Origin of the sequence: Kitasatospora sp. NPDC058162, from assembly GCF_042884005.1 — a bacterium.
GTDB lineage: Bacteria > Actinomycetota > Actinomycetes > Streptomycetales > Streptomycetaceae > Kitasatospora.
In genome coordinates this window covers 854,607-872,032 of sequence record NZ_JBHVUS010000001.1, presented here as the reverse complement: position 1 = coordinate 872,032, position 17,426 = coordinate 854,607, and the positions used below count along the sequence as shown (strand labels likewise).

Here is a 17,426-nt window from a genome sequence, read left to right as displayed (position 1 = left end):
CCCGCCGCACCGTTCCTCCGGTGCGGCGGGCCCTCGGCGTTGCGGGAGCGCGGTCAGTGGTGGCCGTGGCCGCTGGTGATCTCCTCGTGCTCCTCGGCGGTGGGCTTGGCGATCCGGCTGCCCTCGCCGTAGAAGCCGCGGGAGAGCTTGGCCCGGGTGCGGGTCCACAGGCCGGCCCGGCGTTCCACGCCGTTCTCGTCCACCTCGGGCTCCAGCTCGACCGGCTCGGGCTGATCGTGCGAGGTGAGGGTGTACAGCCGGCCCTGCGGCAGCGGCGCGTGCACCTCGATGAACTCGCCGTGCTGCAGCCGGTTGATCACGCCGGTCTCCCGGCCGTGCAGCACCTTCTCCTTGTCCCGCCGCTGCAGGCCCAGGCACCAGCGCTTGGTGATCACGAACAGGGCCACCGGCACGGCGAAGAAGCCGGCCCGCACCGCGTAGGTGATCGCGTTGATCGACAGGTGGAAGTGGGTCGCCAGCAGGTCGTTGCCGCCGCCGGCCAGCAGGATCAGGTAGAGGCCCATCCAGGCCACGCCGAAGCCGGTGCGGACCGGGTGGTTGCGCGGACGGTCGGCGATGTGGTGCTCGCCGCGGTCCCCGGTGACCCAGGCCTCCAGGAACGGCCAGCACCAGATGGCCATCAGCACGGTCGGGAAGATCAGCAGCGGGATGAACACCCCGAGGTTCAGGGTGTGGCCGCCCCAGACGCTGATCTCCCAGCCCGGCATCACGCGGATCAGGCCCTCGGAGAAGCCCATGTACCAGTCCGGCTGGGCGTCCGTGGACACCTGGTCGGGCCGGTACGGGCCGTACGCCCAGATCGGGTTGATCGTGGCGATCGCCGACATGAACGAGATCACGCCGAAGACCAGGAAGAAGAAGCCGCCGGCCTTGCCCATGTAGACCGGCATCAGCGGCATGCCGACCACGTTCTCGTTGGTCCGGCCGGGCCCGGCGAACTGGGTGTGCTTGTGGTAGAAGACCAGGATCAGGTGGGCCGCGAGCAGGCCGACCATGATGCCGGGGATCAGCAGGATGTGGACGGTGAACAGCCGCGGGATGATGTCGGTGCCCGGGAACTCGCCGCCGTAGATGAAGAACTGCAGGTACGTGCCGACGATCGGGACGGCCAGGACCGCGCCCTCCATGAACCGGATGCCCGTACCGGAGAGCAGGTCGTCCGGCAGCGAGTAGCCCATGAAGCCGTCGAACATGCCGAGGAACAGCAGCAGCGCGCCGAAGACCCAGTTGATCTCGCGGGGCTTGCGGAAGGCGCCGGTGAAGAACACCCGGAGCATGTGGGTCAGCATCGAGGCGATGAAGACCACGGCCGCCCAGTGGTGGATCTGGCGCATCAGCAGGCCGCCGCGGACCTCGAAGCTGATGTTGACGGTCGAGGCGTAGGCCTCGGACATCCGGATGCCCTTGAGCGGGACGTAGGAGCCGTCGTAGACGACCTCGCCCATGCTCGGGTTGAAGAAGAGGGTCAGCCAGACGCCGGTCAGGATGATGATGACGAAGGTGTAGAGCGCGATCTCGCCCAGCATGAAGGACCAGTGGTCCGGGAAGATCTTGCGCAGGTTGGCCTTGGCGAGGGAGTAGATGCCGAGCCGGCCGTCGGCCCAGTCGGCGAGGGCTTCGGCCGGGTTGGCCGGTTTGGCGCGGGTGCTGGTCACCGGTCCCGGCTGCGACTGCTGGTCGGTTCTCACGACGGGCTCCCCGGCGTTCTCGGCGTGCCGGCGTGGAGGCCCGTCGGCGAGGACGCCGGCCGGCGAAGTGTTGTGATCATGGGACCTCTCGATACGGGCCCGCCGGGCGGACCGGCGCGCGGACCTGGGAGGTTCGCTGGACCCGTTGCTCAGGGTGATGGAGCGCTTACTCTGTCATGCTGTCGGCAGGGGGCCGACTGTGCACGTCCATCGGGCCGTCCGGCCGCTCGTGTCGGGCCGGACGGGGGTTGCTGACGCCCGATCGGCTGGCCGCCGGTCGGGGCGGGCCCGGGGCGATGCTGCGCTCGGGTGCAGCTGAAGCGTTTCGGCGCGCGCCGCGTCCGGGCGCCGCGCGGGGCCGGGCCTACGCTGCGCCAATGGTGGATCACCGTGAACTCCTCGACTCCGTCACCGAGGCCCTGGCCCGCGCCGGGTTCGACACCGCGCCGGGCGCCTCACCGCTGTCGATCGACCGTCACCCCGAGGGCGTGGCGGTCGGCTGGTCCCCGGGGGCGGAGGCGGACGGGCCGCCGTCCGGTCCGGCGCGGGCGGCGCTGAGCGGGGCGGCCGCGCTCGTCCTGCGGGACCGGGGCTTCCTGGTCACCGAGACGGAGGAGGGGGAGCTGCTGGTGTGCTGCGCCGAACCGGTGACGGTCCCTCCGGAGCCGGGGGCCGAGGCGGCCCCCGAGCAGTGGTGGGGGTGACGCAGGTCTCTCCCCGGGGGCGGTGGCGCGCCGGGTTGGTGAACGCATGGGTGTTCCCATACCGAACCCTTACCTGAACGTGGGGGTCGGTTGACTGTGGCCGTTCTAAGGTTTGCCTAAGCTAAGCGAAGCGCCCTGGATGCTCTGTCCGGGGCGTTCGCCATGCCGTTCCGCCGTCACCGTCGGTGGTACGCCGAGGACAGGTACAACCCGGGGCGGCCCGGGGGAGGAGCCCGTTGCATGTGGGATGAGGCGTTTCCCAGTTTTCTGATCGGGCTGCGCGAGGGACTCGAAGCGGGCCTGATCGTCTCGATCCTGGTCGCCACGCTGGTACGGGCCGGTCAGAAGGGCCGGCTCCCCCAGGTCTGGACGGGCGTCGCGGCAGCCGTCGCGCTCAGCCTCAGCTTCGGCGCGGTGCTCACCTTCACCGCCGCCAACCTCTCCGGCCACGCCCAGGAGGCGTTCGGCGGGGTGCTGAGCCTGATCGCGGTCGGCTTCGTCACCGCGATGGTGTTCTGGATGCGCCGCTCCGCGCGTACCCTCTCCGCCGACATCAAGGAGAAGGTCCAGGCCTCGCTGACGATGGGCGCGGGCGCGCTGGTGTTCACCAGCTTCCTCGCCGTCGGCCGCGAGGGCCTGGAGACCTCGCTCTTCCTGTGGACCAACGCCCGCACCGCCGGGGAGTCCACCGGGCCGATCATCGGCGCGGCCGTCGGCCTGCTGCTCTCCGTCGGACTGTGCTGGGGCCTGTACCGCCGGGCCCTCAAGATGAACCTCACCAAGTTCTTCACCATCACCGGCGCCGGCCTGATCGTGGTCGCCGCGGGCGTGCTCGGCTACGGCCTGCGCGACCTCCAGGAGTCCGGGCTGATCGGCGGCGGCACCACGTACGCCTTCGACCTGAGCGGGCACCTGGACGCCTCCTCCTGGTACGCCACGCTGGTCCAGGGCACCCTCAACCTGACCGTCACCATGACGGTCCTCCAGGTCGTCGGCTACATCGCCTACCTGAGCATCGTGATGACGCTCTTCATCGAGGGCGTGCGCGGCGGCAAGGCGGCTCCGGCCGCCACCGCGGAGGCGAAGCCCGAGGCGGCCGGGACGGACGCGGAGCCGGCCGAGCCGGTGCGCACCGGGCGGCCGCGCTGGGTGCTGCCGACCGCGCTGGTCGCCGTACCGGTCGTGGTGGCCGGCGCCGTGATCGCCGTCAGCGACGGCAAGCAGGACGGCTCCGCCACCGTCGCGGTCTCCGAGCAGGAGTGCGGCAAGGGCTTCGACAGCCCCCAGCCGGGCCAGCAGGTGTTCCAGATGCACAACACCGGCGACAAGGTCTCCGAGGTCTACCTGGTCAACCCGGGCACCGGCTCGGTCTACGGCGAGATCGAGGGCCTGGCCCCCGGCACCACCCGCGCGCTGACCGCCACCATCGGCTCCGGCGACTACGCCTGGCGCTGCGTGCCCACCGGCGGCACCAGCGTCACCTCCGCCACCGTGCACGTCTCCGGCGGCGCCGAGGTCAAGGCCGTCAAGCCGGTCTCCGAGGACGACCTCAAGGCCCCGCTGGACAGCTACAAGGACTACGTCAACAAGGGCCTCGCGACCCTGATGACCCAGACCCAGAAGATCCAGGCCGACGTGCACGGCGGCGACCTCAACGCGGCCAAGGCCGACTGGCTCACCGCCCACCTCCAGTACGCCTCGCTCGGCGCCGCCTACGGCACCTTCGCCGACCTCGACAAGAAGATCGACGGCCGCGCCGACGGCTACGCCGACAAGGCCCAGGACCCGGGCTTCACCGGCTTCCTGCGGCTGGAGTACGGCCTGTGGCACGGCCAGTCCGCCGCTGACCTGACGCCCGTCGCCGACGAGCTCGCCCAGAACGTCGCCAAGCTGGTCCACGACTTCCCGACCCAGGACTTCGACCCGGGCGACCTCCCGCTGCGCGCCCACGAGATCCTGGAGAACACCCTCCAGTTCGAGCTGACCGGCGACACCGACATGGGCAGCGGCACCAACCTGGCCACCACCCAGGCCAACCTGGCCGGCACCCAGGAACTGCTGACCCTGCTGCAGCCGCTGCTCGACGAGCGCGACCCGCAGGTGCTGGTCCGGGTCAACGCCGGGATGAAGCGGGTCGGGGACCTCGTGGCCGCCGCGCACACCGCCGACGGCTGGACCCCGCTCGACAAGCTGCCCGGCGACGCCCGCCGCCAGCTGAACGGCGCCACCGGCCAGCTGCTCGAAGACCTCTCGCCCGTCCCCGCCCTGCTCGAGATCCGGAAGGCCGCCTGATGACCGACCACACCGCAGCCACCGGCTCCTGCCCGTTCCCGCACGCGGCCGCTGCCGCCGCCGAACCGGTCGTCGAAGCCGTCGCCGACCGGGGCGGCTGCCCGGCCGGTCCGGCCCGGCGCAGCTTCGTCCGGGCCGCGCTCGGCGCGGGCGCCGGGGCCGCCGTCCTGGCCGGCGGGGCGTTCACCCTCGGGGCCGAACCGGCCGCCGCCGGGGACAGCCGCCAGGCCAAGGCCGGGGCCGTCCCGTTCCACGGGGACCACCAGGCCGGCGTCACCACCCAGGCCCCCGGCTACGCCGCCTTCATCTCCTGCCAGGTCATCGCCCAGGACCGCAAGGGCCTGGAGGAGCTGTTCAAGACGCTGACCGAGCGGATCCGCTTCCTGACCGCCGGCGGCACCCCGCCCGACCTCGGCGTCGGCGCCCCGCCCTCGGACAGCGGCATACTCGGCCCCACCGTGCCCACCGACAACCTCACCGTCACCGTGGGCGTCGGCGCCTCGCTGTTCGACGACCGCTACGGGCTGGCCAAGGCCAAGCCGGTCAAGCTGACGCCGATGAAGACCTTCCCCAACGACAACCTCCAGCCCGGCGAACTGCACGGCGACCTCTCGCTGCAGATCTGCGCCGACCGGCAGGACACCGTGCTGCACGCGCTGCGCGACATCACCCGGCACACCCGCGGCGCGCTGCAGATCCTCTGGCGGATCGACGGCTTCCAGAACCAGTCCCGCCCGGACGGCGCCCAGCGCAACCTGCTCGGCTTCAAGGACGGCATCGTCAACCCGGACACCACCTCCACCCGGGAGATGGACAAGCTGGTCTGGGTGACCGACGGCGCGGGCGAGCCCGCCTGGGCGACCGGCGGCAGCTACCAGGTGATCCGGATCATCCGGATGCTGATCGAGTTCTGGGACCGGGTCAAGCTCAGCGAGCAGGAGAAGATGTTCGGCCGCCGCCGCGACACCGGCGCGCCGCTGGACGGGCACCAGGAGAACGACGCGCCGGACTACGGCAAGGACCCGGACGGCAAGGCGATCCCGCTCAACGCCCACATCCGCCTGGCCAACCCGCGCACCGCCGACACCGACAGCTCGCGCATCCTGCGCCGCGGCTTCAACTACGACCGGGGCATCGACAAGGCGGGCAACCTGGACATGGGCCTGGTGTTCTGCTGCTACCAGCAGGACGTGGCGCGGCAGTTCGAGGCCACCCAGACCCGGCTGATCGACGAGCCGCTGGTGGACTACATCTCGCCGACCGGCGGCGGGTACTTCTTCGTCCTGCCGGGCGTGAAGGACGACGCCGACTGGCTCGGCCGGGGGCTGCTGGCCGCGGTCTGAGCCGGGCTCCCAGGGCGGGCCGGGTGCGTCGGAACCGACGTGCCCGGCCCGCCTTGGTGTCTGTCGTGCGGTCTCAGGAGCCGAGGGTGAAGCCGATCACCGCGCCGCCGCCGTCCCGGTTGGCGGCGTAGGCGGTGCCGCCGTGCGAGCGGGCGACCTCGGCGACGATGGCCAGGCCCAGCCCCGAGCCGGGCAGGCTGCGGGCCGCGGTGGCCCGGTAGAAGCGGTCGAAGACCCGGTCGAGGTCGGTCGCGTCGATGCCCGGGCCGCGGTCGCGGACCTCGACCCGCGGGCCGCGCGCCACCACCTCGATCGGGGACGTCCCGGCCGGGTCGAACTTGGCCGCGTTGTCCAGCAGATTGCCCACCGCCCGGGCCAGCGCGTCCGGGTGGGCGACGACGACGGTGCCGTCCGCGACCACCGTGATCTCCCGGTCGCTGCGCCGACGGGCCTGGGCGGCGGCCTCCTGGACCACCGTCGCCAGCACCACCTCGACCGGGTCCTCGTCCGCCTTGCGGTCGGCGGCGAGCGCCACCAGCTCCTCCACCAGCTGGGTCAGCTCCCGGGCCTCCTCGGAGAGGTCGGCGAGCAGCGCGGCGCGCTCGGCGGGCGGCAGCCGGTCGATGCTGGGCAGCACCGAGAGGTTGGTGCGCAGGCTGGTCAGCGGGGTGCGCAGCTCGTGGCCGGCGTCCTGGACCAGGCGGCGCTGGTTCTCCTTCGCGGTGGCCAGGCGCACCAGCATCCGGTCGAAGGCGCGGCCGAGCCGGCCCACCTCGTCCCGTCCGGAAGCGGGCACCCGGACGTCCAGGCGGCCGCTGGCGGCGACCCGTTCGGCGGCGTCGGTGAGCCGGACCAGCCGACCGGTGATCCGTCCGGCGACCAGCCAGCCGGACCCGCCCGCGACCAGCACGACGGCGGCCACCACGGCCGCCATCTGGTGCCGCAGCACCTCCAACAGCTCCTCGATGTCGTCGAGTTGGAGGATGACCTGGACCGCTCCCCGGCCGCCGCCGAGCGAGACCACGCCCACCCGGCAGGTCCGGCCGCCGACCCGGCGCACGTCGGTCACCGTCCGGGCGGGTTCCTGGGCGCCGGCGAGTTCGCGGTCGGCCGCGGTGGTCGGCAGGTCGAGGTGGGCGGTGCCGGGGAGGACGGCCCCGTGGGAGTCGAGGGCCTGGGCGGTGACCCGGATCGGGTGCAGCAGCTGCTCGCTCAGCCCGCTCGGGCTGTTGAAGTCCCCCGGGAACAGCCGCTGGCGGTCGACCTGGCCGCTGACCGCGCGCACGGCCGAGCTGAAGTCCTCCGACTCGTCGTCGCGGATCAGCGCGGCCGCCGCGTGGTAGCCGAGCGTGCCGATCACCACCGCGACCAGCGCCGCCATCGCCGCGAAGGCGAGCGACAGGGTGGTGCGCAGGCCCGGGCGGGGCAGCCGGGGGCGGCGGGCCGCCGGGCCGGTCACGGCTCGCGCAGCGTGTAGCCGACGCCGCGGACGGTGTGGATCAGCGGGGTGAGACCGGGGCGGTCGAGCTTGCGGCGCAGGTAGCCGATGAAGACCGCGAGGTTCTTCGAGCCGGGGCCGAAGTCGTAGCCCCAGATCCGCTCGTACAGGGTGGTCTGGTCGAGGACGGCGCCGGCGTTCCGGGCGAGCAGCTCCAGGAGGTCGAACTCGGTGCGGGACAGCTCCAGTTCGGCGCCGCCGCGCCAGGCCCGGCGGGCCGGCGGCTCGACCCGCAGGTCGGCGACCGTCAGCACGTCCTGGGTGGTCTCGGGCGGCGGGTTGCGGCGCAGCAGGGCGCGCAGCCGGGCGAACAGCTCGTCCACGTCGAAGGGCTTGACCAGGTAGTCGTCGGCCCCGGCGTCCAGTCCGGCGATCCGGTCCGGGACCTCGACCCGGGCGGTCAGCATCAGCACCGGGGTGCGGTCGCCGGACTCGCGCAGCTGGCGGCAGACCTCCAGGCCGTCCGGCGCGGGCATCATCACGTCGAGCACCAGGACGTCCGGGCGCTGCTCGGCCAGGACGGCCAGGGTCTGGGTGCCGTCGGCGGCTATCCGGACCCGGTAGCCCTCCAGCGTGAGGGCGCGGGTGAGCGAGTCGCGGATGGCGCGGTCGTCCTCGGCGATCAGCACGGTGTGGGTCATGGAGGAGATTCTCCCTGGCGTGCTCACGGCAGTGGAGAGCGGGGCGGGGATTTCCGGTGGCCGCGAGTGTCGCGCACCGCTTCGTGGGCGTACGGTGGCCACACGGTGGCGCGCCGCCGGGTGGGCCGCCGGTCCCATTCGGCACGGCCCGCCGGAGGCCCCGATGGCAGAGCGGATGGCCTTCCTCACCACCCCGCGCGCGGAGCGGGCGCGGCGGGACGCGCGGGAGCGGCTGGGGGACTGGCGGGAGGTGTACCGGCCGGGGGCGCTGCTGCCGGTGGTCGGCGGGCAGGCGGAACGCTGCATGGACTGCGGACTGCCGTTCTGCCACGCGGCCTGCCCGCTGGGGAACCTGGTGCCGGAGTGGAACCGGCTGGTGGCGGACGGGGACTGGCGGGCCGCGGCCGCCCGGCTGCTGGCGACCGACAACTTCCCGGAGTTCACCGGACGGCTCTGCCCGGCGCCCTGCGAGAGCGCCTGTGTGCTGGCGATCGACGGGTCCGCGGTGACGATCAGGAACGTGGAACTGGCGATCGCCGACCGGGCCCTGGCCGAGGGCTGGGACGCCCCCCAGCCGCCCGAGCGGCCGGAACCCGGCGGGCGGGTGGCGGTGATCGGCTCCGGACCGGCCGGGCTGGCCGCCGCCCAGCAGCTGACCCGGGCCGGGCACGCCACCACCGTGTACGAGCGGGCCGACCGGGCGGGCGGGCTGCTGCGCTACGGGATCCCGCCGTTCCGGCTGGAGAAGCACCGGCTGGAGCGGCGGCTCGACCAGCTGCGGGCCGAGGGCACCGAGATCCGCACCGGGGTGTGGGCCGGGCGGGACGTCACCGGGGAGCAACTGCGGGCCGGGTACGACGCGGTGGTGGTCGCGGTGGGGGCCGGCGCCTGGCGGGAGCCGGCGGTGCCCGGCTGCGGGCTGGCCGGGGTGCACCCGGCGATGGAGTACCTGACCTGGGCGAACCGGGTGGACGAGGGGGACCGCGCGGTCTCGCCGCTGTCCGCGGCGGGGCGGCGGGTGGTGGTCGTCGGCGGCGGGGACACCGCGTCGGACTGCCTGGGGACGGCGCTGCGCCAGGGCGCGGCCTCGGTGACCCAGCTGGACATCAACCCCTGCCCGCCGGAGCGGCGGGGGGCGGCGCAGCCCTGGCCGGTCCACCCCAAGGTGTACCGGGAGACCACCTCGCACGAGGAGTTGGCGGGGCGGTCGGGGTCGCCTGGGAGGTTGGTGGGGGAGGCAGCGGGGGAGGCGGCGGGGGCCGGGGGCCGGGTGTTCGCGGCCGTTACGGTCGGGTTCGAGCCGGGGCCGGACGGGCGGCTGGCGGCCGTCCGCTACGCCGAGGCCGAGCCGGGCGACCGCGGCCCCCGGGCGGGCAGCGAACGGGTGCTCCCGGCCCAACTGGCGCTGCTCGCGCTGGGCTTCAGCGGGCCGGAGCCGGACCAGCCGCTGTACGCCCAACTCGGGCTGGGCATCGGGCCGGAGGGCACCCTGGAGCGGGACGACGGGTTCGGCACCGCCGCCGACGGGGTGTTCGTCGCCGGGGACGCCGGGCGGGGCCAGTCGCTGATCGTCTGGGCGATCGCCGAGGGCCGGGCCGCGGCCGCGGCGGTCGACCGCTACCTGCGCGGACGGACCGAACTCCCGGCCCCGGTAAGGGCGTCGGCGCGGGCCCTCAGATTGTGAGGGCTGAGGTGAGGGCCCGCGCCGGACGGCAGGTCGTCAGCCGAGGCCGAGGACTGACAGCGCGGTGGTCCAGTCGGTGACGATGGCCTGCTGGGCGGGCACCAGGTCCACCTGGTGGTTGCAGACGGCGCGGTAGAGCTTGTACTCCACGGCGTCCTTGTCGGTGGAGCCCTGGCCGCTGGAGCCGGTGGCGTAGTGCGGCTCCGGCCACAGGTTGTGCGGGTCGGTGGGGTGGCCGCCGAGGGACAGCGGGATGAAGTGGTCCTCCTCGTAGTCCGCCGTGTTGGTGTCGGCGTAGCCGTACTGGGCGATCTGCTGGACCTTCAGGCGGTTGGTGTACGAGGTGGAGGGGCGGATCGAGGTGCTGTAGCCGCCGACGCAGATGGTGGAGTCGATGGTGTCCTGGGTGACGTCCGGGTTGGTGGCGCCCGGGGTGCAGGACGGGTCGGGCAGCGGGAGGTAGGCCTGCGAGCAGGTGGCGTCGAGGGCGGCGCGGGTGTGCGCGGGGGCCGTGGGGGCGGCGTGCGCGGTGCCGGCGGTCGCGAGGGCGGCCGCGGCGAGCACCACGGTGGCGACTGCGGGGGCGAGTCGGTGGGCGCGAAGCATGTGGGGAGCTCCCTGTCACGGGCCCGGCACGGGCTGCCGGGCGGTGTGTGTCCATGTCACCACCAGCGGGTCTATGCGGGTAGACAGGGATTGGTGAATTGTTGACAAAGCGTCAGTCAACACGGTCGGGGCAAGATTTCGCTTGACGTGGACCCGGCAGGGGGGCGTGCGGGTCGTAGGGGCGCGTGCGGCGGGGGGTGGGGGCGGCGGGGGGCGGGGGCGCCGGTGCCGCCCGTTCCGGCCTGGCCGCGGCGGCGAGCGCGCACCCGAGCTGTCCGTCGGGGCGGTCGCCGCCGCGGCCAGGAGGGCGGATCAACTCCTGCTGGTGGTGGGCCGGTTGGGGTGCCGCGGTAGCGGGGTCAGCGGGGCAGGCGGCGGGCGAAGACGTCCGACGCCTTGTTGGTGTCGCCCGGGACGAGGGTGCCGTCCTCCGCGGTGAACACCACCGTGGTGCCGCGGGCGTCGACGTACGGGTCGTACGAGGCGCCGGTGCTCTGCGAGCCGTCGGCCGCCACGCTGACCCGCTTGGTGCTGCCGGTCCACAGGTCGCGGCGGAAGACGTCGCCGACGCCGTTGGTGTCGCCGGGCACCAGGTTGGCGGCGGTGGAGTCGAAGTACACCCAGCGGCCGTCGGCGGTCAGCCGACCGTTGAAGGAGTCACCGGTGGTCTTCGTCCCGGGCAGGCCGGCGCTGACCAGGGTGTCGGTGCCCTCCGCCAAGTCCCGGACGTACACCTCGAAGTGCCGCTCCCACCAGTTGTCGCCGTGCTGCACCCAGGTCGAGTAGACCGCGTAGCGGCCGTCGGCACTGAGCGAGGGGTAGTCGGCGCCGCGGTAGCCGCCCTTCTCGTCCGGGCTGGCCAGGGTGGTCTCCTCGGCGCGCAGGTCGCGGACGTACAGCGGGTAGAGGCGCGGCTTGAGGAGCTGCGGGTGCTCGCCGGGGGCGAGCGAGGCGCCGGGGGCGGGGGAGGCGGCGGGGGAGCGGTCGGTCCGGGAGGCGTCGACGAACTGCTCGTCGGACTCCTGGCCGGACTCGGCGGCGAGCCGTCCGGCGGCCTCCGGGGCGAGGGCGGCGCCGGGCTTGTCGGCGGCGATGATGTTGCTCGCCTTGGAGATGAAGGCGACGCTGCCGCCGTCGGCGCTGATCACCGGGGAGGCGGAGGAGCCGTTCGCCTCCTTGCCGTCCGCGCCCACGCTGACCAGGCGGTTCTCCCCGGTCCAGAGGTCGTGGACGTAGATGTTGGCGCCCAGCCAGGTGACCGTGCCGGGGGCCAGGTCGGAGCGGTTGGACTGGAAGGCGATGTAGCGGCCGTCCCAGCTGAGCGAGGGGTGGCCGGAGAACTTGTCCTTCTGCGGTCCGTTTTGCTGGCCGGGCTGGCTGGGCTGGCTGGGCTGACCGGGCTGGCCGGGCTCCTCGCCGACGGAGACCAGGGTGGTCTCGCCGGTCCAGCGGTCGTGGACGTAGACGTCGTCGTGGCCGCGGTCGGCGCCGGGCGCCAGGTTGGTGGCGGAGGAGCTGAAGGCGACGTAGCGGCCGTTGCCGCTGATGGCGGCCTCGAAGGAGGCGCCGTCGGCCTGGGCGCCGTCCGGTCCGGTGTTCACCCGCTCGATCCGGCCGGTCCGCAGGTCGCGGACGAAGACGTCGTTCACGCCGTTGGTGTCGCCGGGTACCAGGTTGGTGGCCGCCGAGGTGAACACGGCGTAGCGGCCGTCGGCGCTCAGCCCGGCGGCGCGCGAGGCGCCGTCGGGCTGGGCCTGGCTGAGGCCGACGGAGACCCGCTCGGTGCCGGGCTTCCGGTGCGGGTCGGCCTGCGCCGCCTGGGCGGTGGTGAGCGCGAGGGCCGTGGCCGCGCCGAGCGCGCAGGCGGCGCGCAGCAAGCGGCGGGTGGAGCTGTCGGTGCGTGCGTGGGTCATCTGAGTCCCTCCCCTGGGAACGGCCGGGCCGCCTCGACGGTGGCGCCTGGTGGCGCCGGGGCTGCGGTGGCGTCGAACTCCCCGGCGGCCGGCTCCGGTGAGCCAACCGTCGGGTGGGGCGGCTGGTCAAGCCGGTTCATGCGGAGCGATGTATTCACGTCAAGGCGGGGGCGCGCGAGGACCGTACGGGGCGGGGCGGGCCGGTCACGCGCCGGGCTCGGCGGCCTGCTGGGTCTGTCGGGCCTGTCGGGTCTGCGGCTCGCGCTGGTCGTACCGCCAGAGCGCCGGGAGGGCGGCGGCCAGGACGGCGCCGGAGCCCAGGCAGAGCAGGCCGCCGGTGCCCAGGGCGGCCCGGATGCCCTGGCGGGCGGCGAGGCCGCCGGCCCGGAGGTCGCCGAGGGCCGGTCCGGCGGAGCCGATCAGCAGCTCCAGGCCGGCGGCGCGGCCGCGGAGCTCGTCCGGAATGGACCGGTTCCAGATGGCGCTGCGGAAGGTGTCGCCGATCCAGTGGGCGCCGCCCGCGACCGCCAGGCAGAGCAGCACGGCCCACAGGCCCGGGGCGAAGGCGGCCGCGGCGGTGGCCGCGCCGACCAGGGCGGCCGAGAGCAGGACCAGTCGCCCGTGCCGGTGCACCCGTTCCGTCCAGCCGCTGGTGGCGGCGGCGAGCAGGCTGCCCGCGGCGGACGCGGAGTAGAGCAGGCCGAGCGCCCAGGTCGCATCCAACTCCCCGGCGAGGAAGGGGAACAGGGCGGTGGGCAGGGCGAAGACGGTGGCGGCGAGGTCGGCCAGGTAGGTGCCCAGCAGGTCCGGCCGGCGGGCCGCGTACCGGACGCCCTCGGCGAAGTCGCGCAGCGGTGGCGCCGCTGCGTCCCGGCTCGAGGGGACGGGTCGCACCCGGGCGAGCAGGGCGATCGACAGCAGGAAGGTGGCCAGGTCGACCAGGTACGCCGCCGGGGCTCCGGCGGTCGCGATCAGCAGCCCGGCGGCCGCCGGCGCCGCCACCCCGCCGATGCTCCAGCGCAGCGAGAGCAGTGCCCCGGCCGACACCAGCTGCTCCGGCGGCACCAGGCGCGGGATCATCGCGTCCACCGAGGGCTGCTGGATGCCCTGGATCGCCGCCGCCAGGCCCGCGGCGAGGTAGAGCGGCCAGACGGCGGGCGCCCCGAGCAGGGCGTTGGCCAGCAACAGGGCGCTGAGCACGGCCAGCGCGACCTCGGCGGCCAGAGCGACGGTCCGGCGGTCGGCGCGGTCGGCGAGCACGCCGCCGTAGAGGCCGAACAGGACGGTGGGCACGAGTTCGACCGCGCCGACGGCTCCGACGGCGAGCGGCGAGCCGGTGAGGCCGGCGATCTGCAGCGGGATCGCGGTCATGGTGAAGACCGAGCCGAGCAGGGTGACCGTGCCGGAGGTCCAGGTGAGGCGGAAGTCCCGGGAGGTGCGCCAGGGCGTGGTGTCGGGCAGCAGGCGGGACCGGGGGCGGGACCGGGGGCGGGACCGGGGGCGGTCCGTTCCTGAGGGCATGAGGGGTCCTTGGTCGTCGCGGCGGTCGTGTGACGGCCGTGTGGTGGTCGGGGCGTTGCGTCCTTATCACTGATAAAGTCCGGGTCGGAACTTAGCGGCGATAAGGTGGGCCCCGCAAGCGGATTACCGGGAGGCCGAGCGGATGGCGCTGCAACGCGACGAGGTGGTGCGCACCGCACTGCGCGTGCTCAACGAGGAGGGCATCGACGGGCTCAGCACCCGCCGGCTCGCCCGGGAGCTCGGCGTGCAGTCACCGGCGCTGTACTGGCACTTCAAGAACAAGCGGGAACTGCTCGACCTGATGGCCGAGGCGATGCTCGCCGAGGCCCTCCCGCCCGACCGGGAACCGGACCCGGAACACTGGCCCGAATGGATCGCCGCCGACGCCCGCGCCAAGCGGAGCGCCCTGCTCGCCTACCGCGACGGCGCCCGGGTGCACGCCGGAACCCTGCCCACCGAGGATGAACTCCCGGCCGTCGAAGCACAGTTGAGCGCACTCTGCCGGGCCGGGCTGCGCCCGCGCACCGCGCTGCGGCTGCTGCTGACCGTCGACCGGTACATCATGGGCTGGGTCACCGAGGAACAGGCCTGGCGGCAGGACGCCGCGCAGCGCACCCGGCCGCCGTTCCCGGACGAGGCGCTGCGTGACCTGCCGCTGTTGAGCGAGGCCGCCGACGTGCTGCGGATGACCGACCACGACGCCGACTTCGACTACGGGCTGCGGGTGCTGGTGGAGGGCTTCCGGGCGGAGATCGCGCGGGAGGCGGCGGAGGGTTCGGCCTGAGGGGGCATCGGGGGATGGGGTTGGGGATGGGCTAGCGTGACCGCCATGACCGCTCTTGATCCCCGTAGTACGGCCCTGGTCCTGATCGACCTGATGGACCGGATCGTCGCCAACCAGCTCGCGCCGCACTCCGGTCCGGACGTCGTGGCGGCCTCGCTGCGCCTCGCCGAGGACTTCCGCGCCGCCGGTGCCCCCGTCGTCGCGGTGCGGGTCGAGCGGCCGGGCGTCGCCGAGCAGCCGCCCGGCAGCGGGCTGGTGGCCGAGGTCGAGGCGGTGGCCGACGAGGTCGTGGTGAAGCGCACCATCGGCGCCTTCCAGAGCACCGGGCTGCACGAACTACTCGAGGCCCGGGGCGTGGAGACGCTGGTCTTCACCGGGATCGCCACCAACCTCGGCGTGGAGTCGAGCGCCCGCGCGGCCGCCGACCACGGCTACCGGCTGGTGTTCGTCGAGGACGCGATGACCGGGCTGACGGAGGCGGAGCACCGGGCCTCGGTGGAGCTGAACTTCCCGCGGCTGGGGGAGGTCGTGGCGGCGACGGACCTGCGGTTGGGGTAGTGCGGGGGGCCGGTCCCGAGGAAGTGCGGGAGGGTGTGACCTGTGGAGGGGACGTACTGGCTGCGGCGCCAGACCAGTCGATGGGCGCGGTTCGCCAAGGTCACCGTGCACGCCGCCGTGGCCGCCGAACCGGGGGTCCGGATGGGCGCCGGCCTCGTCGCGGGGGAAGAGGCTCGGGAGGAGGCGCGGGAAGGCGCCTGGTACGCGCTGATGCGTCTGCCCGAGGAGGATCGGGGCGTCCTCGTCTCCGTCGTCGACATCGTCACGGCGCCGGCGGACACCGGCCCCGGTGACGTGAAGTTCGCTGCGGCACAGGCCGTTTGGCGGGCTGTCGGTCGGGAGTCGGGGGCGGGGGCGGGGTCGGGGCCGGCGTCGGACCGGTGGCCGTGGATCGGTGCGGACGGGAACCCCGTCCTCCCCGAGTGACGTGGTCGCGGCCGCCCGGCTACCCGGGCAACGGTCCCTGGTGGCGCGCGAGTTGGAGGGCCTCGCGCAGCCGTCCGCCGGAGGCCGTGAGGAGTCGGGCGGCGGCGGGCGCGTCCAGGTCGGCGAGCAGGAGCAGGATGGCGTCCTTGGTCCGTCCGTCGGCGGCGGTGAGGGCGTGGTCGACCGTCCGGGCGTCGGCGCCGGTGGCCTCGGCGACGATCCGTCGGGCGCGTTCGCGGAGCTTGGCGTTGGTGGCCCGCAGGTCGACCATCAGGTTTCCGTACGTCCGGCCGAGCCGGATCATCACGGCCGTGGACACCATGTTGAGCACCAGCTTCTGCGCGGTGCCCGCCTTCAGGCGGGTGGACCCGGCCAGCACCTCCGGGCCGACCTCCACCTCGATCCCCAGCTCCGCGGCCGCCACCAGCGCCGACCCCCGGTTGCAGGCCAGCCCGACGGTCAGCGCCCCGGCCGCCCGGGCGGCGCGGACGGCGGCGAGTGCGTACGGGGTGCGGCCGGAGGCCGAGATGCCCACCAGGGTGTCGGCCGGGGTGGGGCCGAGCGCCGCCACGTCGGCCTCGGCGAGGTCGGTGCGGTCCTCGGCGCCCTCGGCGGCCTCCGTCACGGCGTTCCGGCCGCCCGCGATCAGGCCCGTCACCAGGCCGGGGTCGGTGCCGAAGGTCGGCGGGCACTCGGCGGCGTCCAGCACTCCGAGCCGCCCGGCCGTGCCCGCCCCGGCGTAGACCAGCCGCCCGCCGCGCGCCATCCTCGCCGCCGCCGCGTCGACCACGGCGGCGATCCGCGGCAGCTGCCCGGCGACGGCCGCGGGGACGGTACGGTCCTCGGCGTTCATCAGGCGGAGCAGGTCGGCGGTGGGCAGCCGGTCGATGTCGGCCCACTCGGGGCGGACCGTCTCGGTGGGGGGTACGGCGTCGGGGTTCATGCGAGGAGCGTCCCCGGGCGGGCGCCGCTCGAACCGGTCCGTCGGGGGCTCGGCCCGGTCGGGCGGTTCGCCGGTCAGGCCGTGGTCAGGCCGTTCGCCGGTCAGGCCATCCAGAAGAACACGGCCGTCATCCGGCGGTCCGCCAGCTCCGCGCCGTAGTAGTCGGTGGCGCTGTGGATCAGGTTGGCGTGGTAGAGGAGCAGCTGGTTGTAGCGGTTGGGGACGCGGACGTCCTCGGTGAAGTGGTCGGCGGGGACGTGCCGGGTGCCGAGCGCCTCGACCAGGTTGTTGTGCGGGGCGTTGACCAGGTTGCCGCCGAGGCGGCCGCCGGGGAACTGCTGACGGTAGAAGCTGGTGCCGGCGTCCTTGGGGGCGCCGGGGCTGAGGTAGAGCACGGCGGCGTAGCGGCAGAGCGCGCGGGAGTCGGTGTGCGGGCGGGACTCCGACTCCCCGGCGCCGACGACCTGGACGCAGTTGTGGTTGAGCGTGCCGCCGCCGGGGGTGCTCTGCACCCAGAGCCGGGAGGCGCCGGTCGCCTTGCGGACCTGGGCCTCGACCCGCGCCAGCTCGTCCGGTTCCAGGCCGGGCATGGTGCGCAGGCCGGGCCAGGTCTCGGGGCGGTACGGGTAGCCCTCGGTCCAGTTGCCGCGGGCCAGGACGCGCTCGCGCACGGCGTCCGGGTCGGGCAGGACGTTGTCCAGGACCCAGTAGTCCCGGCCGCGGGTGGGCTTGCGGTAGGGCAGGACCGGCAGGGCGGTGGGCCTGATGGGCTGTGAGGGCATGGGCCGACCATAGGGGCGCCGG

The 17,426-nt window shown here is 74.1% G+C and carries 15 protein-coding genes; 7 read left to right on the top strand and 8 right to left on the bottom strand.

Annotated features, from left to right (window positions below; all coding sequences use genetic code 11):
- Positions 1-53 precede the first annotated feature (53 nt).
- Positions 54-1,676, bottom strand: a complete 1,623-nt coding sequence (locus ACFVXG_RS03450; RefSeq protein WP_387923884.1) for a cytochrome bc complex cytochrome b subunit — start codon at positions 1,674-1,676, stop codon at positions 54-56.
- A 410-nt stretch (positions 1,677-2,086) separates the two neighbouring features.
- Between ACFVXG_RS03450 and ACFVXG_RS03445 the strand changes: the two genes are divergently transcribed.
- From ACFVXG_RS03445 to efeB, 3 genes are all read left to right on the top strand, one after another.
- On the top strand, positions 2,087-2,413 hold the full coding sequence (locus ACFVXG_RS03445; RefSeq protein ID WP_387923830.1) for a hypothetical protein: 327 nt from the start codon (positions 2,087-2,089) through the stop codon (positions 2,411-2,413).
- A gap of 240 nt (positions 2,414-2,653) precedes the next feature.
- Complete coding sequence (gene efeU, locus ACFVXG_RS03440) at positions 2,654-4,705, top strand: iron uptake transporter permease EfeU (protein ID WP_387923828.1); 2,052 nt, start codon at positions 2,654-2,656, stop codon at positions 4,703-4,705.
- A complete protein-coding gene (gene efeB, locus ACFVXG_RS03435) occupies positions 4,705-6,048 on the top strand; it encodes an iron uptake transporter deferrochelatase/peroxidase subunit (RefSeq protein WP_387923826.1) in 1,344 nt (447 codons plus the stop codon). The genes efeU and efeB overlap by 1 nt, the downstream gene beginning before the upstream one ends.
- A 73-nt stretch (positions 6,049-6,121) precedes the next feature.
- Here efeB and ACFVXG_RS03430 read toward each other — a convergent pair whose 3' ends face one another.
- Positions 6,122-7,507, bottom strand: a complete 1,386-nt coding sequence (locus tag ACFVXG_RS03430) for an ATP-binding protein (RefSeq protein WP_387923825.1) — start codon at positions 7,505-7,507, stop codon at positions 6,122-6,124.
- The gene (locus tag ACFVXG_RS03425; protein WP_387923823.1) at positions 7,504-8,187 is read right to left on the bottom strand and encodes a response regulator transcription factor; all 684 of its coding nucleotides are present in this window, start codon (positions 8,185-8,187) and stop codon (positions 7,504-7,506) included. Before ACFVXG_RS03425 ends, ACFVXG_RS03430 begins: the two co-directional genes overlap by 4 nt.
- Before the next feature lie 163 nt (positions 8,188-8,350).
- On the opposite strand from ACFVXG_RS03425, the gene ACFVXG_RS03420 reads away from it, so the two are divergent.
- The gene (locus ACFVXG_RS03420; RefSeq protein ID WP_387923821.1) at positions 8,351-9,871 is read left to right on the top strand and encodes a glutamate synthase subunit beta; all 1,521 of its coding nucleotides are present in this window, start codon (positions 8,351-8,353) and stop codon (positions 9,869-9,871) included.
- A gap of 36 nt (positions 9,872-9,907) precedes the next feature.
- Here the strand turns inward: ACFVXG_RS03420 and ACFVXG_RS03415 are convergent, their stop codons facing one another.
- The 3 genes from ACFVXG_RS03415 to ACFVXG_RS03405 all read right to left on the bottom strand — a co-directional run bounded on the left by ACFVXG_RS03415 (position 9,908) and on the right by ACFVXG_RS03405 (position 13,911).
- Positions 9,908-10,477 (bottom strand): hypothetical protein, encoded by a 570-nt coding sequence (locus ACFVXG_RS03415; RefSeq protein ID WP_387923820.1) that lies wholly within the window; start codon positions 10,475-10,477, stop codon positions 9,908-9,910.
- 359 nt (positions 10,478-10,836) lie between these two features.
- Complete coding sequence (locus tag ACFVXG_RS03410) at positions 10,837-12,390, bottom strand: hypothetical protein (RefSeq protein ID WP_387923818.1); 1,554 nt, start codon at positions 12,388-12,390, stop codon at positions 10,837-10,839.
- A gap of 204 nt (positions 12,391-12,594) precedes the next feature.
- The gene (locus tag ACFVXG_RS03405; RefSeq protein WP_387923816.1) at positions 12,595-13,911 is read right to left on the bottom strand and encodes an MFS transporter; all 1,317 of its coding nucleotides are present in this window, start codon (positions 13,909-13,911) and stop codon (positions 12,595-12,597) included.
- A 142-nt stretch (positions 13,912-14,053) separates the two neighbouring features.
- On the opposite strand from ACFVXG_RS03405, the gene ACFVXG_RS03400 reads away from it, so the two are divergent.
- The 3 genes from ACFVXG_RS03400 to ACFVXG_RS03390 are packed head-to-tail and all read left to right on the top strand — an operon-like array spanning position 14,054 to position 15,679.
- Positions 14,054-14,695, top strand: a complete 642-nt coding sequence (locus ACFVXG_RS03400; protein ID WP_387923815.1) for a TetR/AcrR family transcriptional regulator C-terminal domain-containing protein — start codon at positions 14,054-14,056, stop codon at positions 14,693-14,695.
- 45 nt (positions 14,696-14,740) lie between these two features.
- A complete protein-coding gene (locus ACFVXG_RS03395) occupies positions 14,741-15,253 on the top strand; it encodes an isochorismatase family protein (RefSeq protein ID WP_387923813.1) in 513 nt (170 codons plus the stop codon).
- A gap of 42 nt (positions 15,254-15,295) precedes the next feature.
- Positions 15,296-15,679, top strand: coding sequence for a hypothetical protein (locus ACFVXG_RS03390; RefSeq protein ID WP_387923811.1), 384 nt, complete (start codon positions 15,296-15,298; stop codon positions 15,677-15,679).
- A 19-nt stretch (positions 15,680-15,698) separates the two neighbouring features.
- Here the strand turns inward: ACFVXG_RS03390 and murQ are convergent, their stop codons facing one another.
- On the bottom strand, positions 15,699-16,622 hold the full coding sequence (gene murQ, locus ACFVXG_RS03385) for an N-acetylmuramic acid 6-phosphate etherase (RefSeq protein WP_387923809.1): 924 nt from the start codon (positions 16,620-16,622) through the stop codon (positions 15,699-15,701).
- A gap of 101 nt (positions 16,623-16,723) precedes the next feature.
- Entirely contained in the window at positions 16,724-17,404 is a 681-nt protein-coding gene (locus ACFVXG_RS03380) for a DUF6445 family protein (RefSeq protein WP_387923807.1), read from the bottom strand.
- Between the last annotated feature and the right edge of the window lie 22 nt (positions 17,405-17,426).

Bases quoted from the DNA above. Each gene is read 5' to 3' on its own strand.
- ACFVXG_RS03445 (WP_387923830.1), top strand. From the start codon at position 2,087: ATGGTGGATCACCGTGAACTCCTCGACTCCGTCACCGAGGCCCTGGCC.
- efeB (WP_387923826.1), top strand. From the start codon at position 4,705: ATGACCGACCACACCGCAGCCACCGGCTCCTGCCCGTTCCCGCACGCG.
- ACFVXG_RS03410 (WP_387923818.1), bottom strand. From the start codon at position 12,390: ATGACCCACGCACGCACCGACAGCTCCACCCGCCGCTTGCTGCGCGCC.
- ACFVXG_RS03405 (WP_387923816.1), bottom strand. From the start codon at position 13,911: ATGCCCTCAGGAACGGACCGCCCCCGGTCCCGCCCCCGGTCCCGCCCC.
- ACFVXG_RS03380 (WP_387923807.1), bottom strand. From the start codon at position 17,404: ATGCCCTCACAGCCCATCAGGCCCACCGCCCTGCCGGTCCTGCCCTAC.
- ACFVXG_RS03400 (WP_387923815.1), top strand. From the start codon at position 14,054: ATGGCGCTGCAACGCGACGAGGTGGTGCGCACCGCACTGCGCGTGCTC.
- ACFVXG_RS03420 (WP_387923821.1), top strand. From the start codon at position 8,351: ATGGCAGAGCGGATGGCCTTCCTCACCACCCCGCGCGCGGAGCGGGCG.
- ACFVXG_RS03425 (WP_387923823.1), bottom strand. From the start codon at position 8,187: ATGACCCACACCGTGCTGATCGCCGAGGACGACCGCGCCATCCGCGAC.
- ACFVXG_RS03415 (WP_387923820.1), bottom strand. From the start codon at position 10,477: ATGCTTCGCGCCCACCGACTCGCCCCCGCAGTCGCCACCGTGGTGCTC.
- efeU (WP_387923828.1), top strand. From the start codon at position 2,654: ATGTGGGATGAGGCGTTTCCCAGTTTTCTGATCGGGCTGCGCGAGGGA.
- murQ (WP_387923809.1), bottom strand. From the start codon at position 16,622: ATGAACCCCGACGCCGTACCCCCCACCGAGACGGTCCGCCCCGAGTGG.
- ACFVXG_RS03395 (WP_387923813.1), top strand. From the start codon at position 14,741: ATGACCGCTCTTGATCCCCGTAGTACGGCCCTGGTCCTGATCGACCTG.